At 62.4% G+C, this 24681-nt stretch carries 27 protein-coding genes; 11 read left to right on the top strand and 16 right to left on the bottom strand.

Annotated features, from left to right (window positions below):
- Nucleotides 1–136: 136 nt before the first annotated feature.
- From MKZ91_RS09765 to osmF, 5 genes are all read right to left on the bottom strand, one after another.
- A complete protein-coding gene (locus MKZ91_RS09765; RefSeq protein WP_336170451.1) occupies nt 137–949 on the bottom strand; it encodes a pirin family protein in 813 nt (270 codons plus the stop codon).
- 79 nt (nt 950–1028) lie between these two features.
- Nucleotides 1029–1766 (bottom strand): ABC transporter permease, encoded by a 738-nt coding sequence (locus MKZ91_RS09760; protein ID WP_336170449.1) that lies wholly within the window; start codon nt 1764–1766, stop codon nt 1029–1031.
- Complete coding sequence (locus MKZ91_RS09755; RefSeq protein WP_336170447.1) at nt 1766–2704, bottom strand: ABC transporter ATP-binding protein; 939 nt, start codon at nt 2702–2704, stop codon at nt 1766–1768. The genes MKZ91_RS09760 and MKZ91_RS09755 overlap by 1 nt, the downstream gene beginning before the upstream one ends.
- Nucleotides 2701–3870: an ABC transporter permease gene (locus tag MKZ91_RS09750; protein ID WP_336170445.1), complete on the bottom strand. Its 1170-nt coding sequence runs from the start codon at nt 3868–3870 to the stop codon at nt 2701–2703. The genes MKZ91_RS09755 and MKZ91_RS09750 overlap by 4 nt, the downstream gene beginning before the upstream one ends.
- A 98-nt stretch (nt 3871–3968) precedes the next feature.
- Complete coding sequence (osmF, locus tag MKZ91_RS09745; protein ID WP_336170443.1) at nt 3969–4880, bottom strand: glycine betaine ABC transporter substrate-binding protein OsmF; 912 nt, start codon at nt 4878–4880, stop codon at nt 3969–3971.
- Between the two features lie 336 nt (nt 4881–5216).
- Between osmF and MKZ91_RS09740 the strand changes: the two genes are divergently transcribed.
- On the top strand, nt 5217–5684 hold the full coding sequence (locus MKZ91_RS09740; RefSeq protein WP_336170440.1) for a DUF4126 domain-containing protein: 468 nt from the start codon (nt 5217–5219) through the stop codon (nt 5682–5684).
- Nucleotides 5681–7057 (top strand): FAD-containing oxidoreductase, encoded by a 1377-nt coding sequence (locus MKZ91_RS09735; RefSeq protein ID WP_336170438.1) that lies wholly within the window; start codon nt 5681–5683, stop codon nt 7055–7057. Before MKZ91_RS09740 ends, MKZ91_RS09735 begins: the two co-directional genes overlap by 4 nt.
- Nucleotides 7058–7105: 48 nt before the next feature.
- Here the strand turns inward: MKZ91_RS09735 and MKZ91_RS09730 are convergent, their stop codons facing one another.
- The 8 genes from MKZ91_RS09730 to MKZ91_RS09695 form a co-directional block, all read right to left on the bottom strand.
- A complete protein-coding gene (locus MKZ91_RS09730; RefSeq protein ID WP_336170436.1) occupies nt 7106–8257 on the bottom strand; it encodes a M20 aminoacylase family protein in 1152 nt (383 codons plus the stop codon).
- A gap of 10 nt (nt 8258–8267) precedes the next feature.
- Nucleotides 8268–9032 carry an ABC transporter ATP-binding protein gene (locus MKZ91_RS09725; protein WP_336170434.1) on the bottom strand — a complete coding sequence of 255 codons (765 nt, stop codon included), beginning with the start codon at nt 9030–9032 and terminating at the stop codon, nt 8268–8270.
- 15 nt (nt 9033–9047) lie between these two features.
- Nucleotides 9048–9749: an ABC transporter permease gene (locus MKZ91_RS09720; protein ID WP_336170432.1), complete on the bottom strand. Its 702-nt coding sequence runs from the start codon at nt 9747–9749 to the stop codon at nt 9048–9050.
- Nucleotides 9749–10462, bottom strand: coding sequence for an ABC transporter permease (locus MKZ91_RS09715; RefSeq protein WP_336170430.1), 714 nt, complete (start codon nt 10460–10462; stop codon nt 9749–9751). The genes MKZ91_RS09720 and MKZ91_RS09715 overlap by 1 nt, the downstream gene beginning before the upstream one ends.
- 167 nt (nt 10463–10629) lie before the next feature.
- Nucleotides 10630–11430 (bottom strand): transporter substrate-binding domain-containing protein, encoded by an 801-nt coding sequence (locus tag MKZ91_RS09710; RefSeq protein ID WP_336170429.1) that lies wholly within the window; start codon nt 11428–11430, stop codon nt 10630–10632.
- A gap of 29 nt (nt 11431–11459) precedes the next feature.
- The gene (locus MKZ91_RS09705; RefSeq protein WP_336170427.1) at nt 11460–12263 is read right to left on the bottom strand and encodes a dimethylarginine dimethylaminohydrolase family protein; all 804 of its coding nucleotides are present in this window, start codon (nt 12261–12263) and stop codon (nt 11460–11462) included.
- Between the two features lie 31 nt (nt 12264–12294).
- A complete protein-coding gene (gene ctlX, locus MKZ91_RS09700) occupies nt 12295–13266 on the bottom strand; it encodes a citrulline utilization hydrolase CtlX (RefSeq protein ID WP_336170426.1) in 972 nt (323 codons plus the stop codon).
- Between the two features lies 1 nt (nt 13267).
- Entirely contained in the window at nt 13268–14350 is a 1083-nt protein-coding gene (locus MKZ91_RS09695) for an ornithine cyclodeaminase (protein WP_336170572.1), read from the bottom strand.
- Nucleotides 14351–14442: 92 nt separating this feature from the next.
- Here MKZ91_RS09695 and MKZ91_RS09690 point away from each other — a divergent pair, with 92 nt between their 5' ends.
- The 4 genes from MKZ91_RS09690 to MKZ91_RS09675 all read left to right on the top strand — a co-directional run bounded on the left by MKZ91_RS09690 (nt 14443) and on the right by MKZ91_RS09675 (nt 17452).
- The gene (locus MKZ91_RS09690) at nt 14443–14868 is read left to right on the top strand and encodes an Lrp/AsnC family transcriptional regulator (RefSeq protein WP_043613515.1); all 426 of its coding nucleotides are present in this window, start codon (nt 14443–14445) and stop codon (nt 14866–14868) included.
- Nucleotides 14869–14922: 54 nt separating this feature from the next.
- Nucleotides 14923–15444 (top strand): hypothetical protein, encoded by a 522-nt coding sequence (locus MKZ91_RS09685; protein ID WP_336170424.1) that lies wholly within the window; start codon nt 14923–14925, stop codon nt 15442–15444.
- A 203-nt stretch (nt 15445–15647) separates the two neighbouring features.
- Complete coding sequence (locus MKZ91_RS09680) at nt 15648–16043, top strand: MarR family winged helix-turn-helix transcriptional regulator (RefSeq protein WP_336170421.1); 396 nt, start codon at nt 15648–15650, stop codon at nt 16041–16043.
- Between the two features lie 113 nt (nt 16044–16156).
- On the top strand, nt 16157–17452 hold the full coding sequence (locus MKZ91_RS09675; protein WP_336170420.1) for an MFS transporter: 1296 nt from the start codon (nt 16157–16159) through the stop codon (nt 17450–17452).
- Between the two features lie 83 nt (nt 17453–17535).
- On the opposite strand, the gene MKZ91_RS09670 is transcribed toward MKZ91_RS09675, so the two are convergent.
- The 3 genes from MKZ91_RS09670 to MKZ91_RS09660 form a co-directional block, all read right to left on the bottom strand.
- On the bottom strand, nt 17536–17964 hold the full coding sequence (locus MKZ91_RS09670; RefSeq protein WP_336170418.1) for an OsmC family protein: 429 nt from the start codon (nt 17962–17964) through the stop codon (nt 17536–17538).
- A gap of 120 nt (nt 17965–18084) precedes the next feature.
- Nucleotides 18085–19674 carry an ABC transporter substrate-binding protein gene (locus tag MKZ91_RS09665; protein ID WP_336170416.1) on the bottom strand — a complete coding sequence of 530 codons (1590 nt, stop codon included), beginning with the start codon at nt 19672–19674 and terminating at the stop codon, nt 18085–18087.
- A 10-nt stretch (nt 19675–19684) separates the two neighbouring features.
- On the bottom strand, nt 19685–20365 hold the full coding sequence (locus tag MKZ91_RS09660) for a helix-turn-helix domain-containing protein (RefSeq protein ID WP_336170414.1): 681 nt from the start codon (nt 20363–20365) through the stop codon (nt 19685–19687).
- Nucleotides 20366–20575: 210 nt separating this feature from the next.
- Here MKZ91_RS09660 and MKZ91_RS09655 point away from each other — a divergent pair, with 210 nt between their 5' ends.
- The 5 genes from MKZ91_RS09655 to MKZ91_RS09635 all read left to right on the top strand — a co-directional run bounded on the left by MKZ91_RS09655 (nt 20576) and on the right by MKZ91_RS09635 (nt 24638).
- Complete coding sequence (locus MKZ91_RS09655; RefSeq protein ID WP_336170571.1) at nt 20576–21568, top strand: ABC transporter permease; 993 nt, start codon at nt 20576–20578, stop codon at nt 21566–21568.
- A gap of 13 nt (nt 21569–21581) precedes the next feature.
- Nucleotides 21582–22487 (top strand): ABC transporter permease, encoded by a 906-nt coding sequence (locus MKZ91_RS09650; RefSeq protein WP_336170412.1) that lies wholly within the window; start codon nt 21582–21584, stop codon nt 22485–22487.
- Entirely contained in the window at nt 22487–23320 is an 834-nt protein-coding gene (locus MKZ91_RS09645; protein WP_336170410.1) for an ABC transporter ATP-binding protein, read from the top strand. The genes MKZ91_RS09650 and MKZ91_RS09645 overlap by 1 nt, the downstream gene beginning before the upstream one ends.
- Nucleotides 23317–24057 (top strand): ABC transporter ATP-binding protein, encoded by a 741-nt coding sequence (locus MKZ91_RS09640; RefSeq protein WP_336170408.1) that lies wholly within the window; start codon nt 23317–23319, stop codon nt 24055–24057. The genes MKZ91_RS09645 and MKZ91_RS09640 overlap by 4 nt, the downstream gene beginning before the upstream one ends.
- Nucleotides 24058–24131: 74 nt before the next feature.
- Entirely contained in the window at nt 24132–24638 is a 507-nt protein-coding gene (locus tag MKZ91_RS09635; protein WP_336170406.1) for a GAF domain-containing protein, read from the top strand.
- The last annotated feature ends 43 nt before the right edge of the window (nt 24639–24681 follow it).

Genomic DNA, 24681 nt, shown 5'->3' with positions numbered 1-24681 from the left:
TCATTTTCATGTTCGAGGCATATGCCGAGAAAGCAGGCATTTCACGGACAACTAAAGAGGGTGCGCAATTCGCAACTCTACGGCAGGAGGAAAGCGGTCCAGACCACTGCACGTTGCGTGCCTGCTTCTGATGGGGTCAGGTTCTGGCAAACAGGCGCTGACGCCAGTGCAACAATCGCAGCAACGGCCGGGCGAGGTAGGGTGGCGGTATCTTCGGATGATCGCCGATCGTCCCCCGACGCACCACTGGCGCATTCGGATCGAGTAGGAACGCGACAACAAGAGATTTGGTGGCAGCCTCGAGTTCCAATGAGCGGTCCGACCGAAACAGGCCCTGGTCTCCCTCGGCAAATTCGATACCTCCGGTCCGAACCCCGCCGAAAAACACATAGAAGTAGAGGTGTCGCCCATCGGCGTTGGGGAAGGTCGTCTTTGCCCCCGCTTCAAGCGTCAGGTCGAAAAAGTCGACCGAGTTGCGCACGAAAAACGGCGCCGTACCACTCTCCGGCCCGACCAGATATCGCCACTGATTGACAGGCGCCGTGGCAATCGGACCGTGTTGAATGTTTGGCGGCAGATCGAGAGCGTCAGGGCGCAGGAGGATCTGCAGCATCCTGAGTGGTGGATCATCAGGCAAAGTCTCTTCCGAATGCCAGAAGCTTCTTCCGGCATTCATTACCATCAGATGCGCGCTGTCGGTGATCAGCCGGCCGGTGGCGCGGTCGTCATGTCGCATGACCCCTTCGGGTACCCACGACAGGATTTCGTCGTTCCGATGCTCGTGCATCGCAACCAGCCGACCCGGGTCCAGCATCGTCTCGGCGACCATTGCGAGCGGCCCGTAACCATGGTCACGCGGCCAGGGCAACAGCCAGCCAGGCATATTGAGCCTTACCCTGAACCCGCCCATATCCCTGAGAACCGGACTTTTGGCGCCGCGATAGAGCATGCACCATTCTAGCACGCGCAGTCCAAGCTTTGCGCATCGAAGATCTGGCCGCGATCCAGCATCTTCGTCCCTGCGGCGACTAGCGTCCCATTCGCGCCGCGAGCCGTCTTTCGGCCGCCTGCAAGCCATCGTGCAAGAGGACGGCAAGGACCGCCACGATCAACCCGCCCTGGACGACGAAGGCGAGATTGTTCGACTGCAGCCCGGCGATGATGACTTCGCCAAGGGTCTTTGCTGCGACCGTCGATCCGATCGTGGCAGTGGCAAGACTGATGACGATCGACAGCCTGATGCCGGCCAGGATTACGGGCATGGCAAGCGGCAACTCGACCCTGAGCAGGCGTTGGCCTCCGGTCATGCCTGCACCGCGCGCCGCCTCCATCACCGAAGGCGGTAGTGTCGTCAATCCGGTCAAGGCATTCTCGAAGATCGGCAACAATCCGTAGAGGAAGAGGGCAATCAACGTCGGCTTTTCGCCGAAGCCGAAAATCGGGACCGCAAGGGCAAGCACCGCGACCGGAGGAAAAGTCTGGCCGATATTCACCAGACTGCGTGAAAGCGGCAAGAACTCGGCCCCTGACGGGCGGGTCACGAGGATCGCCAAGGCAAGCGCCACGACAGCCGCAAGGCCGGTTGCGATCGCCACGGTGCGCAGATGCAGAAGTGTCAATTGCAGCAGGCTGCCCTGATTGTAGATGACCGGCGCATTGTCCTGAACCAGAGGCTTGAGCAAAGGCTCGAACCAATGGGGCTGCAACAGGAAGGCAGCAAGCAGGACAAAGGCCGCGATGCGCAGGAGTACGGAAAGCTTCAGCATCACACTGACCCGGCCGCCCGCCGCGCCAGTCCCTCAAGGCTGACCTTGCCGAGGATTGCGCCGTCCGAACCGGCCACCGGCAGCGCTTTGCGCCCGGACCAGAGCAGTTCGGCGAGCGCCTCCCTTTGGCTGAGCGTGTCTGCAATTGGCGCACCGTCGGCTGAGCCGACTTCAATCGCGTCCGAAACCGATGCGATTCCCAGCAGGCGATAAGGGCGCTCCGAGGCCCCGATCAGGCTCTCCACGAACGGCGTTGCGGGCTTCAGCAACATTTCGGACGGCGACGCATATTGCACCACCCTGCCCTTGTCCATGACGGCGATGCGATCAGCGAGATGGAAGGCTTCCTCCATATCGTGGGTGACGAGGATGATCGTCGTCTCGAAGTGTTTCTGAATGGCAAGCAGATCGTCCTGCGCCTTGGCGCGGATGATCGGATCGAGCGCGCCGAAGGGTTCGTCCATCAGCAGCACCTTGGGTTCTGCCGCCAGCGCCCGTGCGACGCCGACGCGCTGTTGCTGGCCGCCGGAAAGTTCGTGGGGGAAACGCGGCCCGAACGACGCCGGATCGAGCTGGAAGAGGGTCAGCAGCTCTTTCACCTTGGCATCGATGCGAGGCCGCTCCCAGCCGAGCAGGGTCGGTACGGTCGCGATGTTCTGCGCCACCGTGCGGTGCGGGAAGAGGCCGTGGCCCTGGATCGCGTAGCCGATCCGGCGGCGCAGCTCATAGCCCGCCAGCGAACGATTGTCCTCGCCGTCGAGGCGGATCGCGCCCGATGTCGGCTCGACCAGTCGGTTGATCATGCGCAGCAGCGTAGTCTTGCCGGAACCGGAGGTACCAACGATCACGGTAACCGTGCGCGGCGCAATCGTCAGGCTGACATCGTCGACGACCGTCGTTGTGTCATAACGCTTGGTGATGTTCTCGATCTCGATCATGCGGCCTCTGCCTGTCTGTTGTTGGGGGTGGCCATCTCGATCAAGGCATCGAGCACGATCGCCGCCGCAAAGGCGAGCACCACAGTCGGGACAGCGCCAAGCAGGACAAGATCCATCGCCGTCTGGCCGACGCCCTGGAAGACGAAGACGCCAAAACCGCCGCCGCCGATCAGCGCGGCAATCGTCGCAAGGCCGATGTTCTGCACGAGCACGATGCGGATGCCGGTGAGGATGACAGGAAACGCCAGCGGAAATTCGATGCCAACCAGACGCTGCCAGTCGGTCATGCCGATGCCGCGGGCGGCATCGTTTGCGTCTCTTGGCACTCCGGCGAGACCGACGACGGTATTGGCAACGACCGGGAGCAGTGAATAGAGGAACAACGCAACGAATGCGGGCGCAACGCCAATGCCGCGGATGCCGATAGCGGTTGCGCCCGGAACATTGGCGGCGATCCAGCCGAGCGGCGCGATGAGAATGCCGAAAAGCGCGATGGACGGAATGGTCTGGATCGCGTTCAGCACCCCGAGCAGTCCGTCGCGCACACGCGTGACACGGTGGCAGAGAATACCGAGCGGGATGCCGACGATGGTCGCGGCGGCGAGCGAGCCCAGCGCCAATGTCACATGCTTGCGGGCTTCTGCCCAGAAAGTGTCGGCCCGGCTCGCGTATTCCCGGAGGATCGACAGTCCGTCCCAACTGCCTGAGAGGAGTATGGCGCCGGCGAAAACAAGCACGGCGGCGAGCACGACGATGCGCACGAACGGTGCGGGGCGCAATCGCGTCAGCGCGTCGGCCGCCAGCAGCCCGAAGGCGAACAGCAGGACCCAGAAACCGGAAGCCGGAGAGACGCGCGCATAGGTGTTGCCCTCCGGAGTGAGGTGAATGGCGGCCACGCCGATGCCGAGAGCAAGGACAGCCAGCGCGACGAAGGCTGCGGAAAGACGCAGGACGGTCGGCGTGCGGAGCACTGCGACCAATACGCCGGCAAGGACCACGAAAAGGACAGCGATGCCCCACGTTTGCGGCAAGGCCTCGATAATCGTCTTGGCTTCACCGGCGACGATACGATTGGCGCGAAACGTTGCAAAAGGTGCGACGAATGCGCCACCGAGTGCCAAAGCCGCAATGATCGCTCCGAGCTTGTCAAAGCGGAGTTCTGTCAAACCACATTCCCTCCCCGCCTGTGCCGGCGCATCTTCGGCACCTGCAGGCACGCCCCGGAACGCCGGCCATCGGACCAGCGCCCCGGTTAACCGTCAACCTATTTCAAGAAGCCGTTCTTCTTCAGGAAGTCCTCGGCAACCGCCTTGGCGGGTTCGCCGCCGACCTGGACCCGACCGTTCAGATCCTGGAGCGTCACCAGATCGAGCTTCTCGAACACCGGCTTCAGCAGTTCTTCGATCTGCGGGTTTTCCTTCAGCACCGCCTCGCGGATGATCGGGGCAGGCTGGTAGACCGGCTGTACCGACTTGTCGTCTTCGAGCACAACGAGACCGGAAGGCGCGATGCCGCCGTCAGTGCCATAAACCATCGCCGCGTTCGCGCCGTTGGTCTGGTTGGCTGCGGCTGCGATGGTTGCCGCCGTGTCGCCACCGGAAAGCGTGATCAGTTGATCCTGCTTCAGCGTGAAGCCATAGGTCGTCTGGAAGGCAGGGAGCGCTGCTGCCGAGTTCACGAACTCGGATGAGGCCGCAAGTACGATCTTGCCGCCGCCAGCAACGTACTTGCCGAAGTCGCTCAGCGTCTTCAGCTTGTTCTCGTCGGCGACTTCCTTGCGCAGACCGATCGCCCAGGTGTTGTTGGCCGGCGACGGCGTCAGCCAGACGATCTTGTTGGCGTCGTAGTCAAGCTTCTTGGCCGCCTCGTAGCCCCTGGCCGCATCCTTCCATACCGGATCGTCGGCCTTCTCGAAGAAGAAGGCGGCGTTGCCGGTGTATTCCGGATAGATGTCGATCTCACCGGCGGCAATCGCCTTGCGCACCACCGGCGTTGCACCGAGTTGGACGCGGTCAACGGTCTTGATGTTGTTGGCATTGAGCACGGCAAGGATGATGTTGCCGAGCACGCCGCCCTCGGTGTCGATCTTCGAGGAAACCACCACGTCGGCATTCGCCGTGGCAGCCGTCAAGGTGATGGCAAAGGCAGTTCCGATAAGCAATCCAGTCAGGCGCATGAGTTTCTCCCTCGAATATCGCTCCGCAAGTTTGATCACGGAAAGCGCCCTGCGTCGGGGCAAGCCATTCCATATATGTCAGGCCCCGGCAAAAAATAGGGTTGCACGCAGAGACTGCGGCGGGCGAATATTTTCCTAAAACGACAAACGCCACAGAAAGCATAGACTACCGCCCTGGGGCAGTATCTGATTGGGCGTTGCAATCGCCGGCGTTGTCGGCCACTCTGACCATGCCCCACCAGAAACATCCGCGTTCATTCTTGGTTGCGATGCCGCTCGACCCGGACCGCCTGGGGGCTGGCGACACGGGTTGCCCGGCCAACGTTCGGGGAACTGATGTCGATTTATCTTCTCGCGCTCATCATCGGCGTGGTCGCCGGCCTTCGCGCCATGACGGCACCGGCGGCCGTCAGCATTGCCGCTGCCGCCGGCTGGCTGCCGCTTGGCAGCAGCTGGGCTGCCTTCATGGGTTTCCGCTTCACACCTTACATTTTCGGCCTTCTCGCGCTCGTCGAGTTTGTGACCGATCAGCTGTCGAGCACGCCGAGCCGCAAGGTGCCGCAGCAATTCGGCGCCCGCATCGTCTCGGGCGGCTTCTGCGGCGCCGTGCTTGGGACGGCTGGAGGTGCTATGCTGGGCGGACTGGTCGCCGGCGTGATCGGTGCCGTCATCGGCACGCTCGTCGGCTACGAAGCCCGCAAGCGTCTGGTCGCGGCCATCGGCGGCAAGGATTTGCCGATCGCGCTGCTTGAGGACGTTATTGCTGTTCTCCTCGCACTCTGGGTGGTGTCCTCGGTGTCATGACAAAACACTTCGATGCAATCATCATCGGTTCCGGTCAGGCCGGCCCTTCGCTTGCCGGCCGGCTGACCGCGGCGGGAAAGTCCGTTGCCTTTGTCGAGCGCAAGCACTTCGGCGGCACCTGCGTCAACACCGGCTGCATGCCGACCAAGGCGATGGTCGCAAGCGCCTATGCGGCGCATCTGGCGCGGCGTGGCGCAGACTTCGGGGTCACGACCGGACCCGTTTCCATCGATTTCGCCCGCGTCATGGCGCGCAAGGACACGGTGCGTTTCACCTCGCGCAAGAACATCGAAAACTGGTTGAGAGGCATGGACAACTGTTCGGTCTTTGAAGGCCATGCGCGCTTCGAGGGCCCGCATCAGGTCCGCGTCGGTGACAACCTGCTGTCGGCCGACCAGATCTTTCTCAATGTCGGCGGCCGTGCCGCAACTCCGGATTTCCCCGGTGTCGAAGATGTGCCCTACCTCACCAACGTCTCGATCATGGACCTCGAAACCCTGCCTCGCCACCTGATCGTCGTCGGCGGCAGCTATATCGGGCTTGAATTCGCGCAGATGTTCCGCCGCTTCGGTTCCGAGGTCACGGTGATCGAGAAAGGGCCGCGGCTGATCGGGCGTGAGGATACGGACGTCTCCGACGCCATTCTCGCGATCCTCGAGAAGGAAGGCATAAAGTTCCGGCTCAATGCAGAATGTATCCGGTTTGCCAAGCGCGGTGACGACGTTGTCGCTGGCGTCGACTGCACGTCCGGCGCGCCCGAGATTGTCGGCTCCCACCTGCTGCTTGCGACCGGCCGCCGACCGAACACCGATGATCTCAACCTGGAGCGCGCCGGCGTGAAGACCGATGCGCGCGGTTTTGTCGAGGTCGACGAGACGCTCAGGACCAACGTGCCGCACATCTTCGCCATGGGCGATTGCAACGGCCGCGGTGCCTTCACGCACACCGCCTACAACGATTTCGAGATCATCGCGGCGAACCTCATCGACGGTGAGAAGCGAAAGGTCAGCGACCGTATTTCGACCTACGGTCTTTTCATCGACCCGCCGCTCGGCCGCGCGGGCATGACCGAAACAGAAGCGCGCAAGTCAGGGCGCAAGCTGCTGATCGGCACCAGACCGATGACCCGCGTCGGCCGTGCCGTGGAAAAGGGCGAGACCGAAGGCTTCATGAAGGTAATCGTCGACGCCGACAGCAAGGAGATCCTCGGCGCCTCGATCCTCGGCACCGGCGGCGACGAGGCCGTGCAGAGCATTCTCGACGTGATGTATGCCGGCAAGCCCTATACGACCATCACGCATGCGGTGCACATCCACCCGACGGTCTCAGAGCTGATCCCGACCGTCTTCGGCGATCTGCATCCCGTCACCTGATCCGCCGGGATCCGGGCTCGCACATCTGAAAACGCAGGTCCGGATTGCCTAGACCAGCGCAGCGCGCGCGAGGTTGTAGAAATAGGTCGCGCCGCGCTCGAGGATGTCGTCGTTGAAGTCGTAGCGCGTGGTGTGCAGCCCGCTGCTGTCGCCGTTACCGATCAGGACATAGGCGCCCGGCACCTTTTCGAGCAGGAAGGAAAAGTCCTCGCTGCCCATCAGCGGCTCCGACAACTCCACATAGGCGCCGGCGCCGAAGGTTTCGGCGATCACCGTGCGGGCATCGTCGATCGCCTCGGCGTCGTTGATCGTCGCGGGATAGCCGACCTGCCAGTCGAAGGTGGCTTCGGCATTGTAGCTTTCGGCCTGCAGGCGGGCGATCTGCTCGACGCGCCCCTGCAACTGCTTGCGGACGGTCGGATCCATCGCGCGCATGCTGATCTCCAGCACGGCCGTATCCGGGATGATGTTCGACGCGGAGCCCGCCTGGAACGAGCCGACCGTCAGCACCGACGGCTGGTGCGGCGACACATTGCGCGACACCAGCGTCTGCAGCGCCATCACCACACTTGAGCCGACGACGACGGGATCAACCGTCAGTTCCGGCTGCGCGCCATGCCCACCCTTGCCCTTGATCGTCAGCGTCAGTACGTCGATCGAGGCGGCGATCGCGCCGGCGCGGCTGGAGAACTGCCCGACCGGCAGGCCCGGCCAGTTGTGCAGCGCATAGACGCGTTCGCAGGGGAAGCGCTCAAACAGACCGTCCTCGATCATCAGCTTGCCACCGCCGAAATTCTCCTCGGCCGGCTGGAAGATCAGGTGCACCGTGCCGTTGAAGCTCTCGTCCTTGGAAAGCGCCCAGGCGGCACCGAGCAGCATGCTGGTGTGGCCGTCATGGCCGCAGGCATGCATCGCGCCCGGATGTTTGCTCTGGTAGGCAAGGCCGGTTTCCTCCTGCATCGGCAAAGCGTCCATGTCGGCGCGAAAACCGATGGCGCGGTTGCTGTTGCCACGCTTCAGTGTCGCGACGATGCCAGTTTTGGCCAAGCCGCGCGTGACCTCGAAGCCCCAGGATTGCAGCAGCCCGGCGACGTAATCCGAGGTTTTCACTTCGGAAAGGCCGATCTCGGGCATTTCGTGCAGCATGTGACGGATCTCGACGAGTTCGGGCAGGAAATCGGAAAAACTAGCGTCGCGCATCAAGGCCTCCTCAAGCCATCTGCAGGAACTGACGCAGGCGCGCCGATTGCGGATCCCGCATCACCTGCGAAGGCGCGCCGCGTTCTTCGACGAGGCCCTTGTGCAGGAAGATCACTTCGCTCGAGATATCACGGGCGAGTGACATTTCGTGGGTGACCATCACCATGGTGCGCCCTTCCTCGGCGAGCTTCTTGATGACGAGCAACACCTCGTTGACGAGTTCCGGATCGAGCGCCGAGGTCGGCTCGTCGAAGAGCATCACTTCCGGCTTCATCGCAAGAGCCCGGGCGATCGCCGCGCGCTGCTGCTGGCCGCCCGAGAGCTGGTTGGGATAGTGGTCACGCTTCGGCGTGATTCCGACCTTCTCCATCAGCAACTCGGCCTCGCCGATCGCATCCTTGCGGGCCATGCCGAGCACGTGGATCGGCCCCTCGATGATGTTTTCGAGAATGGTCTTGTGGGACCAGAGATTGAAACTCTGGAACACCATGCCGAGGCGGGTGCGGATATGTTCGAGCTGCCGCTTGTCGGCGGCGACGAGCTTGCCGTCCCTGCCCTTGACCGTGCGGATCACCTCGCCCGAGACCGAGATCTCCCCCTGGTCGGGCGTTTCCAGGTAGTTGATGCAGCGAAGCAACGTGCTTTTGCCGGAGCCGCTACTGCCGATCAGCGAGATGACATCGCCGGACTTTGCCTCGAAGGAGACGCCCTTCAGCACCTCGACGGATCCGAAGCTCTTGTGAATATTGTTCACGGAAAGCGCAGTCGCAGCCATGTCCGTTCCTCCTCGTTATGCCTTCGCCGTGCGGTAGCGGGTAAGCCGCTTCTCAACGACGCCCATGACGCGCGTCAGGATGAAGACGACGGTGAAATAGATGATGCCGGCGGCAATCAGCGGTTCGAAGATCAGAAGCGACTGGCGCTGCAGCATGCGGGCGGTGCCCATGACCTCGAGGATGGTGATGGTCGAGGCGAGCGACGTCGTCTTCAACAGGATGATCAGGTCGCCCGTCAAAACCGGCAGGCACGAGCGAAACGCCTGCGGCAGGGTGATGCGGCGAAGGATCATCGACGAGCGCATGCCGATCGATTTTGCCGCCTCGATCTGGCCGCGCGGCACCGCCTTGATCGCACCGCGGATGACCTCGGCATTGTAGGACGCCTGGTTGAGGCTGAGCGCAAAGATCGCATACCACAGGCCGTCACGCAGATAGGGCCAGAGGAAGCTGTGGCGCACCCAGGTGGCGGGCAGGATCTGCCCGAGGCCGTAATAGATCAGGTAGATCTGCACCAGCAGCGGCGTTCCGCGGAAGGCGAAGGTGAAGACATAGGCCGGGACCGATAGGATGCGGCGGCCAGAGAGCCGCGCAAGCGCCACGAGCGTACCGATGACGAGACCGAAGACGCCGGCAACGGCGGTCAAAAGCAGCGTCAGCGGCGTTGCCTTGATCAGCGCCGGCAGAAAATTGGCTACGTTGAGGATCGTTTCCATCAATGATGCCCCCGATTGAGGCGGCGCTCGATCTGCGCAATTACCAGGACGGAAACGAGCGTGATCGCCAGGAACAGGATGGCCGTCAGCCCGTAGAAGAAGATGTATTGCTTGGTGCCCGCGGCTGCGCGGTAGCCCGTATAGAGCAACTCGCTGAACGAGCCGAGCACGCTGATGATGGCGCTTTCCTTGGTGATCGACAGCCAGAGATTGCCCATGCCGGGCACGGCATGGCGCATCATTTGCGGGAAGACGATGCGAGTGAAGATCTTCGGCCTGGTCATGCCGATCGAAACGGCCGCCTCGATCTGCCCCGGCGGTACGGAGAGATAGGCCGAGCGCAGCACCTCAGTCATGAAGGCACCGGAGACGAAGGCGAGCGCGATGATCGCCGCCCAGAAGGAGCTGAACTGGAAGGTTTCGCCGACGAGACCGAAGTGTTTCAACAGCCGCTCCGCGCCGCTGGCAACCGAGAAGTAGAGAAGCAGGATGACGAGCAGTTCAGGCAGGGAGCGCACGACCGTCGTGTAGATATCGGCAAGGAAACGCGGGATCCGATGTTTCGACAGTTTGCCGGCGGCACCCAGAAAGCCAAAGAGAACCGCAACCGCATAGGCGACCACGGAGACCTGGAGGGTCATCAGCAGGCCCCAGGCGAAATCATCGCCCCAGCCCTCGCCGCCCCAGGCAAGCAATTGCCAGTAATAGTCCATCCGTCGTTACCTGTTCCCGATTGCCTCGTCAGCCCCGGCGCCATTGCCCCAAATGTCGGGCAAGGTCGCGATCGCGGTTGCTGCGATAGTGCCCCGGCGCTGTGGCCGGTTTGGCGAATGAGGGCGGCTGCGGGCCGAAGCCGGCCACCACCCTCAAGAACGTGCGATTACTTTTTGCCGAAGATCCACTTGTCGACGAGCTTTTGGGTCGTGCCGTCCTTTTCGAGAGCGGCAAGGCCGGCATTGACCTTCTCAAGTATCGCAGCGTCGCCTTTGCGCACGGCATAGGCAACGCCTTCGCCGAGCGTGACGTTCTTCGGCACTTCAACCTTGACCTCGTAGTCGGCGCCTTCCGGCGACTTCAGGAAGGTCTGGATGTAGAGGTCGGGGATCAGCACGTAGTCGACGCGGCCGGCGACGAGGTCGGCGACCGAGTTGTCGGCGGTGTCGTAGCTCTTGGCCTCGGCGCCCGTCAGGTACTTGGCGACATAGGCCGACTGTACGCTGGAGGTCTGGACGCCGATGATCTTGCCCTCGACGCTTGCCGGATCGATGATCTTGCCGGAACCATCTGCTGCGTCGGCCGTCTTGATCTCGCTCGTGTCACCCTTGGAGCCGACGAAGGACGTGCCTTCAGTGTAGTAGGGTGTCGAGAAATCGACGACCTGGCGACGCTCGTCGGTGATCGAGAAGGCGCCGATGATGAAGTCGACCTTGTTTTCCTTCAGCGACGGGATGAGACCGTCCCAGGCCATCTGGTTGATGTCGCACTTGACGGCCATCTTTTCGCAGAGTGCACGGGAGAGATCGGCTTCGAGACCTTCCCATTCGCCACCGGCGTTCACCTGGGTGAAGGGCATGTAGGGTTCCGGCGTCATGCCGAGGCGCAGCGTGTCCTCGGCAAATGCGCTGCCGGCGGCCATGGAAAGGGCGATCCCTGCGAACAGGGCGGTCTTCAATGTCTTCATTTTGTTTCCTCCTCGGGGATTGCGTCGGATCAGAGCGTGTTGCTGAACCAGCGCAGCGACATGCAGGACAGGCCTGCGTCGATCTTGCCGATTTCCGTCGTCTTCATCGGCACGACCTTGTAGCCGAGCTTGTCGAGCATCTCGATCGTGCGCGGGAAGTCGGAACCGACCATGACGACGTCGTTGACGCGCAGCGCATTGGCTGCCGGCTCTTCGCCTTCAGGAATGATCACCTGCTTGAAGCGCTCGAAGGCACCGGACTTCGCAAGACGCGCGGTCGAAAGCACGGTCTCGTCGTCGAGCAGCGAGCAATCGGTCTTGAAGTGCAGAACGCCTTCCGGCGTTGCGACGATCTCGCTCTTGCGGCCGAGTTTGGTGAGGCAAGCCTGCAGGGCTTCGGCGCCAACCTTGTTGGTGCGGGCCGAAAGGCCGATCATCACGCTCTCGCGGGTGGTCAGTACGTCGCCGCCATCGGCAAAGCCGTTGCCCGGCAGGTCGAGCACGGTCTCGAACATGGCGCGCAGCGTCGGCTCGATCTCCGGCGTTTCCTTGACGCGGGTCTCGGCACCCGGACGCAGCAGGATCGCGCCTTCGGTAAAGACCAGCGCCGGGTCTTCGACGAAGATCGAATCCGGGAAAGCTTCGAGCGCCGGAAGCACCGTCACCTTCACGCCCGCGTCCTTCATCGCCGCGATATAGGCGTCGTGCTCAGCCTTCACGCCCTCAAAGGTCGGGTTACCACGGTCGTCGGCGCGCAGGCCGTTGACGACCGACTTCGACGGGGTGCGGACGATGATGTTGTTGAACTGGTAGACGGGGCGAGATTGCGACATTTGTAGTACCTTTGGCTTGGATGGGGTGCTTCTATCGATCGGACGTGGCGGCGTAAAGCTTTTGCGTACCGGCTGGTTCTCTTCTCGACAAATGAACGCCGGCCAGCATGCAGCGAACGGAACCGCCGGCAAGCTCGATGGTCGGCACGTCGAAGGCGAGCACGCGGGCGGAGACTTCGAGCGCCTTGATCTGGTCCGGGCGCAGCGACGCCAGCGCGCGGGCCGACATGACCACGACACGCCCGTCGGTGCCCTCGAGCTCGATGGCGTTGCCGGCGAAATTCTCGATCTGGTCGAGGGTCAAATCAATAACCTGGCGGCCGGTTTCCTCGAGCCGCGCGCAGATTTCCTGGCGGCGGGCCACGTCCGGGATCATGCTCGTGCCGATCAAGGCGAACTCGGTTCCGATGCACATCAAGACGTTGGTGTGATAGATCGACTTGCCGTGGCGGTCGACCGCACCGAAAATCATCGGCTCGAAATTGAAGTGAGTGCAGAAACGCTCGAGCGCCACCTCGTTGGTGCGGTTGGAACGGGCGGCATAGGCGACGCGACCGATATGGTCGAGCACCATGGCGCCGGTGCCTTCGAGATAGACGCCGTCCTTTTCGAGACCGGAGTAATCGATCACATCCTGAACGCGGTATTCGTTCTTCAGCATCTCGATGATATCGGCGCGGCGCTCGCTCTGGCGGCTTTCCGAATACATCGGATAGATCGCGACGTGGCCGCCCGAATGGGTCGAGAACCAGTTGTTCGGGAAGACGCTATCGGGACGGGTCGTCGTCTCGTCCTCGAAGAGATGCACGGCAACGCCGGCGTTTGCGAGCCCGTCAGCCATGCGGCTGACCTCGTCAAAGGCCGCCTTGGCGATTGCTGTCGGCTGGCGTGCCGCATCGGTCGCCTGGAAGGCGTTATCCTTCGCCGTCATCGGGTTCGGGCCGAAGTGGTGCGGGCGGATCATCACGACGCCCTTCGGCGCCTGTACGGACAGTCTCTTCATGTTATGCAGCGCTCCGCTCGGCAGGGGCGGCCGGCGGCTGCCGGAACAGGCCGTAGAGATCGCGCGGATGGTCCGGCTGGGTCGTCAGGTCGAGTTCGGTGTAGAATGCGGTGCCCTGGATCTTGTCGCGCAGGAAACGCAGCGCCGAGAAGTCCTCGGTCGCAAAACCGACGGAATCGAAGATGGTGATCTGGGCGCTCGAGCGACGGCCTTCGGCCTCGCCGGCAATCACCTGCCAGAGTTCGGTCACCGGGAAATCCGGCGCCATCTGCTGGATCTCGCCTTCGATGCGGGTCTGCTCCGGATATTCGACGAAGACGTCGGCACGGCGCAGGATATCGCCCTGCAGTTCCGTCTTGCCGGGGCAGTCGCCGCCGACGGCGTTGATGTGAACGCCGGCGCCGACCATGTTGTCGGAGAGGATCGTGGCGTTGCGCTTATCGGCCGTGACCGTGGTGATGATATCGGCGCCGGCGACGGCTTCCTCGGCCGTGGCTGCGACGACGATGTCGAAGTCCATATCCGCGAGGTTGTTGCAGAACTTGTCAGCGGCTTCGGCATCGATGTCGAAGACCTGCAGGCGCTTGACGCCAAGAAGGGCGCGGAAGGCCAGCGCCTGGAATTCGGACTGGGCGCCGAGGCCGATAATCGCCATCGAACGGGCGTCGGGACGAGCGAGGTACTTTGCCGCGAGTGCGGAAGTGGCCGCCGTGCGAAGCCCCGTCATGATCGTCATTTCGGAGACGAGGCAGGGATAGCCGGTGCTGACGTCCGAGAGCACGCCGAAGGCCGTCACCGTCTGCAGACCGACATTCGGGTTCTTCGGATGGCCGTTGACATACTTGAAGCCGTAGTGCTCGCCGTCCGACGTCGGCATCAGCTCGATGACGCCCGTCTTCGAATGGCTCGCAAGCCGCGGCGTTTTCTCAAAGGCATTCCACCGGCGGAAATCATCCTCGATGTATCCCGCAAGACCCACAAGGAACGTCTCGATGCCGATCGATTTGACCAGCTCGATTACGTTGCCGACACCGACATACTGAACCACGTTTAAAACTCCATCGGAGAAATTCGATGAAGTCAGCCTAGGCAGGCAAGAAGTGAGTTGAAATTTTAAACTTGCGCAAAATCGAAAGGCATATTGAGCAAATTGCGCAATGAGAATATACAGTTTTCATGCATATCTTCGATGACCTCGATCACCAGCTCATCTCGCTCCTGCGAGAAGACGGTCGTGCGCCCTACTCCAAGATCGCGGCCGTGCTCGGCATATCGAGGGCGACGGTGCAGACACGCATCGACCGGCTGCTCGAAAGCGGCGCCGTGCTCGGCTTCACGCTTCGCGTGCGGCAGGATTATGACGATCGCGCCATCCGTGCGATCATGATGATCGAGGTCAGCGGCCGCAACACCACCAAGGTGATCAAATACCTGCGCGGCCTGCCCGAGCTTTATGCACTGCACACGACCAATGGCGGCTGGGATCTGGTCGCTGAAATTCGCGCCAACAGCCTGAGCGATTTCGACCGCATCTTGCGCGAAGTGCGCGACGTCGACGGCGTTTCGAACAGCGAAACGAGCATCCTGCTCAGCACCGTTTAATTTCTCAGCACCACAAGCGCACCGCGCGTGTGTCAGTCCAGACAGGCAAAACCCGTGAGCCATATCCCGCAAATCGACTACGACACCGCTTCCGACAACATCCGCGCCGCCCATGATGAAGAGGTGCGCGTGCGCGGACGCATGACCAACATGAAGCGCACGCTGCTGCATTCACCGGTGGCGCACCGGATCTATGCCGAGTGGTTCACGCTGCGTGAGGAACTGCGCCCGGCGCTCAACGACCGTGAGACCTGGTTTCTGTCGCACGCGATATCTGAGGCCATGCGTTCGCCGATCGCCATGGGCTTCTTCCGCCGCGCCTTTGCCAATGCTGGAATCGATTTCCATGTCGTCGCACCGACGGAAGATGAGCAGCGGCTGATCGCTTTCGGCCGCGCGATCGTTGCCAACAGCAACGCCGTCCCGGACGAAATCTGGGTTGGCCTCAAGGCGCGCTACGACGCCAAGGCGCTGGTCGACCTCGTCGCCTTCTCCGGCATCATGGTGGCAACCGCCCTCTTCAACAATGTCGTCGAGGTCGAGTTCGACAAGGAACTGGAACCGTTCGTCGACTGAGAAGCCGGTCGCGATCTCCGAAAACGAAAGGACCACGACCTTCTACCTCGCAAACGGCTTCGAAATAGCCGGACAGCCCCATTTCCGGATCGATGAGCAGGCCTACCCGAACCAGGTCCCTCAATATCGCCGGGAAGGCTAGCGCCGGGTATCTCCGGAACCGGAGACTTGACGTTCCGAATTTACGTGTATATACACGCATCATGTCTCGTTGCTACTGCGCCCTTTTACGCAAAGCCACCCGGAGAGTGACGTCACTTTATGACGACGCACTTGAACCGATCGGTATCAACCTCGCCCAGTTCAGTATGCTCAGGCACATTGAACGCGGCGAACCCATTTCAATGACGGAACTTGGCCGAACGATCGAACTCGAGCGCTCGACGGTCAGCCGCAACGTGAAGGTGCTTGAGGGCATGGGGCTGGTGACGACCGGGAGCGGAAAGGACCAGAGAGAAGCCGTTATCGAACTGACGGAAAGCGGTCGCCGGATACTCACGGACGGCGCGCCGCTCTGGGAAGGCGCTCAGGACAAGATCGAAGCACGGCTGGGAACAGATGCAGCCGCCGCGCTGAAGGAGATGCTCCTGTCACTCTAGACAAGCATCGTCGGCGGCTCCTGCGAGATGACAATTCAATTTGCGATCTGCGCTGCAAAAGCCCGCGCAGCGCTTTCGCACACCTCGAAATACGGAAAAAGGGAAAATCGACGATGCTCGGTCCGGCACTTGCGCGTTATCTTGCCAGACGCAATATCCACTACGGCTGGGCGGTCGCCGGCGTGACCTTCCTGGTCATGCTGTCGACCGCCGGCGCCATGGGCTCGGCCGGCGTGCTGATCAAGCCGCTTGAAACCGAGTTCGGCTGGTCCAACGCGCAGATCTCGATGGCACTGGCGATCCGGCTTTGCCTTTTCGGCCTGCTCGGCCCGTTCGCCGCATCGTTCATGAACCACTTCGGCGTACGCCCGGTCGTGTCCGCGGCGCTGATCCTGATCATCTCCGGCATCGCCGTCTCCTTCTATATGACGGAACTCTGGCATCTGGTGGTGATCTGGGGCGTGGTGCTCGGCGTCGGCACCGGTATGACGGCGCTGGTTCTCGGCGCAACGGTCGCAACGCGCTGGTTCGACAAGCGCCGCGGGCTCGTCGTCGGGCTGATGACCGCCAGCAACGCCACGGGCCAGTTGGTGTTTCTGCCACTGCTCGCCTCACTCACCGAAACGATCGGCTGGCGCTCGGCTCTGACGCTGATCATTGTCATCCTTCTGGCAGCCTTTACTCTGGTCCTCCTACTGATGCAGGACCGCCCCAGCGACCTCGGCATCGCGCCCTTTGGCTCAAAGCAGATCGTCTCCGCACCGCCGAAGGCAAAGAGCTTCGGGGCCTTGCTGATGGCTCCGATCAGGGCGCTTTCCGACGCTGCGAAGACCAACACCTTCTGGGTTCTGTTTGCCACCTTCTTCGTTTGCGGCTTCAGCACCAACGGCCTGATCCAGACCCATTGGGTGTCGATCTGCGGCGATGTGGGTATTGCCGCCGTCGCCGCGGCCAGCCTGCTAGCGCTGATCGGCGTGTTCGATCTCATCGGGACCGTCGGCTCCGGCTGGCTCTCTGATCGTTACGACAACCGCTGGCTGCTCTTCTGGTTCTATGGCCTTCGCGGCCTGTCGCTGATGTTCCTGCCGTTCAGCGGCTTCAACATCTACACACTGTCGATCTTCGCGATCTTCTACGGTCTGGACTGGGTGGCGACGGTGCCGCCAACGGTAAAGCTCTCCGCCGAACGCTTCGGCCCGGAACGGGCAGGCCTCGTCTTCGGCTGGGTTTTCACCGGTCACCAGCTTGGTGCCGCCAGCGCGACCTTTCTCGCCGGAGCAAGCCGAACGTCGCTTGAAACCTATACCCCAGCACTGCTTGCCGCCGGCATGCTTTGCGTGGTCGCTGCGCTGCTGGTGCTGACAATCGGCCGACGCCAGCCGGAAGCACTGGTGCCGCAGCCGGCCTGAGCCGGTCTCCGCAATTGCAGCAAAAAGGGCGGGCTGCCATCGGCAGCCCGCCCTTTTGTATTGGACCTAGGGACTGCTGGCCGTCAGTGACCAAAGGTCGTCACGAATTCCGGATTGCCGCGGATCGTGTTGCTGACGGTGCAGATCTCGTTTTCAGCGGCTTCGGCGATCGCATGACGGACCGCATCGTCGAAATCGCCCTTGATGTCGAAGACGATGTTGAATTTTGCCACGCGAGACGGTTCGTCATGGGCCTTCTCGCCGGTCACCTTGGCGCTCACTTCCGTCAATCGGTCGAGCACGCCGTAGCGGCTGGCGGCGATGCGGGCACTGAGCACGAGGCAGCTCGCAAGCGATGCATAGAGCAGGTCGAGCGGACCATAACCTGGCTGCGAGGGACCGGTGACGATATCGAGCTCGCCGCCCGTCACCGACGTCACATGCGGGAAACCCGTCTTGCCGACGACGGCCGTCGCACCGGTTTCACGGGTCCTCACCTTCACATCCGCCATTTCACAAACCTTCCAGAGCCTTCAAAACCGATCGCTAGAAACACGTCGCCCCGGACCGATGGCCCAGGGCGTTTGATATGAGCGCCTTCTTCAACACGCGCAAGGGTCAGAACGACCGGATCAGTTCTTCTTTACCAGGCGGTAGAAGACGAAGTCCGAGGTGGCGCCGTTGACGTAGCCTTCGACCTTGTCCTTCATCGCGACCTGGGTCGCCGCCTGGAACATGATCACGATCGGCGACTTTTCCTGCACCTTGCGCTGCAGGTCGACATAGAGTGCGTCGCGCTTGGCCGGATCGGCTTCCTTGAGGGCTGCCTTGGTCGCTTCGTTGAGCTCGGCCGGAACCGCCCAGCCGTTACGCCAGGTCGTCGTCGACTGATACTTGTCGTCAGCGTTGTCCTCGTTATAAGCGAAAGCCTTGGCGTTCGAATGCGGGTCCATGAAGTCCGGACCCCAATAGAGCAGCATGGCTTCGTGGGTGCGGGCACGGTACTTGGTGATGACCTGGCTTCCGGTGCCCGGGATGATCTCGAAGTTGATGCCGGCTTCGGCAAACGACGCCTGCAGCGACTGCGCCATGTCAGTGAACGGCGTCGAGTTGATAACGTCGAGCGTCACCTTGATCGGCGTCTTGATGCCGGCGTCGGCCAGGATCTTCTTCGCCTTTTCGACGTCGTGGCTGTAAGGCGTCTCATCGAGCGAGCCCGGGAAGCCCTTCGGCCAGAAGGCCTGGTGGACATCCATCTGGCCCTTGAGGAAGCTGTCGGTCATGCCCTTGTAGTCGACGAGATAGCGCGCGGCTTCCCAAACGGCTTCAGGCTGAAGCGCTGCGTTCTTCTGGTTGAAAGACAGGAAGTGCACGGCCGCCTGCGGATAGGATTCGACCTTCACGCCGTCCTTGCCTTCGAGACCCGACACCTGGTCCGGCGTCAGGTTCTTGGCCATGTCGACGTCGCCCGTCTGCAACATCAGCTGCTGGGTCGCGGCTTCCGCGACGTGGCGGATGATGACACCCTTGATAGCCGGGGCGCCGCCGAAATAGTTCGGGTTGCTCGCAAGGTTCAGGAGTTCGCCGGCGCGGAAGGCCTTGAGGACGAAGGGGCCGGTGCCGGCCGAATTGGCCTTCAGCCAGGCATTACCGAGGTCTCCATCGGCTTCGTTGGCCTTGACGGTTTCGGCGTCGACGACGGAGGCCGGACGGGCGGCGAGAACGTTGAGAACGAAAGCAGACGAGAAGTCGCCTTCATACTTGATCGTGACCTTGTTGCCGTCGGCGGTCACCATCTTGTCGATGTTTTCAGGCGTCCAGCCGAGCTGCGTCAGGATGAAAGCGGGCGCCTTGTTGAGAACGACGACGCGCTTGAAGGAGTAGACGACGTCTTCGCCGCGCAGCGGGTTGCCTGACGTAAAGGTGACGCCGTCACGCAACGTGAAGGTGATCGTCTTTGCGGCATCGTCGACGGTCCATTCGGACGCAAGGCCCGGCGCCAGCTTCTTCACGTCGGGCGCATCGTACTGCACCAGGCGATCATAGGTCTGGGTGACGTATTCGCCCGAGGAAAACTCATAAGCCTCGGCCGGGTCGATGCTGACGATGTCGTCGATATTCTGGGCAACGACCAGCATATCCGCCGGCGTTTCGGCGAGCGCGGCCGGCGCCACGCTCAGCATCAGGGACGCCGCGAAGACCGCGGCCTTGAACATTCTCATCATCATTCTCCTATTTTCGATGAGGCTTGGTTTTTGTCGTTGCCGGCTTGGGGAGCGCCTGCGGCGCGCCGGTCTCGTTGGATTGGGAGGCGCGCGGCCGGAAGAGCGGCAAGGTGCCGGTCCAGATCAGCCGCACGGGCCTATCGGTCCTGTTCCACCAGTAGTGCGGCTGGATGCCGCGAAAATGCAGGCCGTCGCCCGCGGAAAGCATGGTGTCGTCGCCGTCGAGCCCGAACAGGATTTCACCCTCGAGCATGTAGACGAGCTCTTCGCCCTCATGACTGAAGACCTCCGAACGGTGCCCCGGCGGAATGGTGATGACGAAGCTCGAAAGCTGGTTGCCGGCGAAATCGGCGCCGATCCGCTCATAGGAAACCGGCGAGCCGCCGACCGAAAACACCATGCGCCCTTCGGCGCGCGAAAGCCCGGTATCGATCGCCGGCGCGAGGATGAAATGGTTGAGTTCGGCGCCCAGCCCTTGAGCAATCTGCGCCAGCGTTCCGAGCGAAGGCATGGCGAGATCGCGCTCGATCTGGCTGAGATAACCGACCGAGACGCCCGCCGCGTCGCTCAACGTCTGCAGCGTCATATGCATCTGCCGGCGGCGCGCGCGCACCAGCGCACCCACCTTCGGTTGGCCTGCCCCGGACTTGCCCGAAGCCACTTCCGTATCCTCAGACGGATCGCTCACAGCGGTCGTTCCTCCCGTTTCCGCCTCAGTAAAATTTTTTTGATTTAAGCAAACTTATTTATATACTCCAAGCGAATTTTTGCGGTATCGACAATTCAGACCGCACGCGAGAAGGGATGGAATCGCCACGTGGCAAACGACAGCACGACAGCAGCAACGCCGGCCCGCCGCGCCGCAAGACCGAGCCGGAGCTGGCAGCGCCTCACCTCATTGGCAGGCTTCCTGGTCACGCTTGCAGTGACCTTCCTCGGCCTGCTCGCCATCACCTTCTTCATCGGCCGCATCGTGCCGATCGATCCGGTTCTGGCGGTCGTCGGCGACCGCGCGCCCGTTGCCGTCTATGAGCGCGTCCGCCAGGAGATGGGCCTCGACCAACCGCTGATCACCCAGTTCGTGCGCTATGTCGGCGATGTCGTCACCGGCAATTTCGGCACCTCGGTTTCGACGGGAAAGCCGGTCATCGAAGACCTCGCCCGCGTCTTCCCGGCAACGCTCGAAATGGCGACGCTTGGCATCATCCTCGGCGTGCTGATCGGCGTGCCGCTCGGCGTTTTCGCCGCGGCCCGGCGCGGCTCGTGGGTTGACCAGTTTATCCGCGTCATCGGCTTGCTCGGCTATTCCGTGCCCGCCTTCTGGCTCGGCCTTGTCGGCCTTGCCGTGTTCTATGCACGGCTGAAATGGGTCGGCGGACCGGGGCGCGTCGACATCTTCTATGACGGCATGGTCTCGCCGGTCACCGGCCTGATCCTTATCGACAGCATCATCGCCGGCGAGTGGGAAATCTTCCGCAACGCCGTCTGGCACCTGATCCTGCCGGCGTCCTGCCTCGGCTTCTTCTCGCTCGCCTATATCGCCCGCATGACGCGCTCCTTCATGCTCGACCAGCTGAGCCAGGAATATGTCACCACCGCCCGGGTCAAGGGCGTGCCGGAGCGCCTGGTCATCTGGCGTCACGCCTTTCGGCCGATCCGCGTGCCGCTGATCACGGTCATTGGCCTTTCCTATGCCGGCCTGCTCGAAGGCTCCGTGATGATCGAGACGATCTTCTCCTGGCCCGGCATCGGCAACTACCTGACCGTCGCCCTGCTCAACGCCGACATGGCGGCCGTGCTCGGCTCGACCCTCGTCATCGGTGCGGTCTTCATCGGCATCAACAAGATATCGGACGTGCTCTATCGCGTGCTCGATCCGCGCGCACGCTAAGGAGGAGGCGGACATGACCACTTTTCGCGACTGGCTGATCGACGACAGCCCCGCCTCGCCGATGCAGGCCCGCCTCGGCCGCTTCTACCGCATCTTTGGCGCACTGATGCGCAATCCGCTTGCGGTCGTCGGCGGCGTCATCATCCTTGTTCTGGTGCTGACCGCTTTGTTCGCCCCGTGGCTTGCCACGCATGACCCGCTGCGCCAGTCATTGAGCGAACGGCTGCTGCCGCCAAGTGCCGCCCGCTGGATGGGAACCGACGAACTCGGTCGCGACATCTGGTCCCGGGTCGTCTACGGTTCACGCATCACGCTGGCGATCGTCACCCTCGTTGCGGTGCTTGCAGCCCCCGCCGGCCTGGTGATCGGTGTTGCCGCCGGCTATTTCGGCGGCTGGGTCGATCGCATCCTCATGGGCATCACCGACATCTTCCTGTCGCTGCCGAAGCTGATCCTGGCGCTCGCCTTCGTCGCCGCCCTCGGTCCGGGCATCGAGAACGCGATCATCGCCATCGCCATCACCTCTTGGCCCGGATACGCCCGCGTCGCCCGCGCCGAGACGCTGACCTTCAAGAATTCCGAGTTCATCTCGGCCGTCCGGCTGCTCGGCGCATCGAGCCTGCGCGTCAATCTCGGCCATGTCCTGCCGCTTTGCACCTCGTCGATGATCATTCGCGTCACGCTCGACATGGCCGGCATCATCCTGACGGCCGCCGGCCTCGGCTTCATCGGCCTTGGCGCCCAGCCGCCGCTTCCCGAATGGGGCGCGATGATCTCGCGCGGCCGCTCGTTCATTCTCGACCAGTGGTGGGTTGCGACCATGCCGGGCTTTGCCATCATTCTCGTCAGCCTCGGCTTCTGCTTCCTCGGCGACGGTTTGCGCGACGTACTCGACCCGAAGAGCGGGGAGCAACGCTGATGACGAACCTTCTCGAAGTCGAAAACCTGCGCGTCACCTTCCCCACACCCCGTGGCGATCTCGATGTCGTGCGCGGCATTTCCTTCACGCTCGGTCGCGAGCGGCTCGGCATCGTCGGCGAGAGCGGCTCGGGCAAGTCGATGACCGGCCGCTCGATCCTGCAGCTCATCCGGGCGCCGGGTCGGGTCACCGCCGACAAGCTCGTCTTTGACGGCATCGACCTCACCAAACAGTCGGAAAAGCAGATGCGCGCCATTCGCGGAGCCCGCATCTCCATGGTGATGCAGGACCCGAAGTTCTCGCTGAACCCGGTCATGACCATTGGCGAGCAGATCGCCGAAGCGTTGCTGACGCACCAGAAGCTGCCGCGACGCGAGGTCAACACCCGCATGCTCGCCATGCTGGAATCGGTGCGCATCGCCGACCCGGAGCGCGTCGCCAAGCTCTATCCGCACGAAGTCTCCGGCGGCATGGGCCAGCGCGTGATGATCGCGATGATGCTGATCCCCGAGCCGGATCTCCTGATTGCCGACGAGCCGACTTCGGCACTCGACGTTTCTGTCCAGGCACAGGTGCTCGACATCATCGACGAACTGGTGAAGCGCAAGGGCATGGGACTGATCTTCATCAGCCACGACCTCAACCTCGTCTCCAGTTATTGCGACCGCATCCTGGTCATGAACACCGGCGAGGTGGTCGAGGAGTGCAAGGCCGGCGAACTGATGGCCGCCAAGCATCCCTATACGCGCGGGCTGATCGCCTCAATCCCGCGCCTCGATGAAACACGGGACGAGCTGCCGGTGCTCGACCGCAGCGCATGGGCCAAGGCATGACCGCGCTTTCTCTCAAGAACCTCGACATTTCCTATGGCGACGTGCAGATCACGTACGACGTCAATCTCGACATCGCCGATGGCGAAAGCTTCGCGCTTGTCGGCGAAAGCGGCTCCGGCAAATCGACTGTCTTGAAGGCGATCGCCGGCCTCGCGCCGGAATGGACCGGCGAAATCACCGTGCTCGGCTCGCCGCGCGGCCATGGCATCGACCGCGCGTTTTCGCGCCAGTGCCAGATGGTGTTCCAGGATCCTTATGGCTCTCTGCACCCGCGCAAGACCGTCGACGCCACGCTTGGCGAAGCGCTGACGATCCACGGTATCGGCGACCGCAATGCGCGGATCGAGGAAGTGATGACCTCGGTCGGCCTCGACCGCAAGTTCCGCTTCCGCTTCCCGCACCAGCTCTCCGGCGGCCAGCGCCAGCGCGTGGCAATCGCCCGCGCGCTGATGCTGAAGCCGAAAGTGCTTTTGCTCGACGAGCCGACCTCAGCGCTCGACGTCTCGGTCCAGGCCGAAATCCTCAACCTGCTGAAGCGCCTCAGGCGCGAGCAGAACCTCACCTTCCTGATGGTCACGCACAACCTGGCCGTCGTCTCCTTCCTCTGCGATCGCCTCGCCGTGATGCGTCAGGGCCGCATCGTCGAGGTGGCCGATGTCGCCGACCTCAAGCGCGGCGACCTCAAGGAAGCCTATTCGCGCGAGCTGATGCAGATCAGCGCCGCCCACGCCAACTAGAGCGGGACACCCAACGCCGGCGGTTCTCCACTCGCGTTCCGTTCTGACATATCGAGTAACCCCAAGGACATAGCATGAACAGTGAACAGATCGCTTCCGCGCTGGCGGAATTCGACGCGGCCATTGCCAAGACCACAGATGCCGATGCGGTATGGACCGCGCTGCAGACGCTCTGCCGCCAGGTGATCGGCGCCAAGCTCTTCACCATCATGACGGTCGACATGGTCAACGAAGTCGCCCGCCGTGCCTATACCTCGCATCCGGAAGAATACCCGACCTCCGGCACCAAGCCGATCCGCTATGACAGCTGGTTCGACATCGTGCACAAGGCGCATCAGACCTTCGTCGCCAACACCATCGTCGACATCTCCAAGGTCTTCGGTGACCATGAAACCATCTGGTCGCTCGGCTGCGGCTCGGTCGCCAACATCCCGGTCGTCGTCGGCGGCGAACTGCTCGGCACGGTCAACTGCCTTGACGTCGAGCACCACTACACGCCGGAACGCGTCGCGCTGTCAAAGCATCTAGAACTGCCGGCGAAACTCGCCTTCCTTGCCGCCGCGCGCGCCGAGCAGAAGTAATGGTCCGAGCCGAAGGCGTCACCGCCTTCGGCTCCGTCCCTCC

The organism is Ensifer sp. MJa1, assembly GCF_037026475.1.
Taxonomy (GTDB): domain Bacteria; phylum Pseudomonadota; class Alphaproteobacteria; order Rhizobiales; family Rhizobiaceae; genus Ensifer.
The sequence above is the reverse complement of the archived record's forward strand: the minus strand, read 5'-3'. Positions and strand labels throughout refer to the sequence as shown.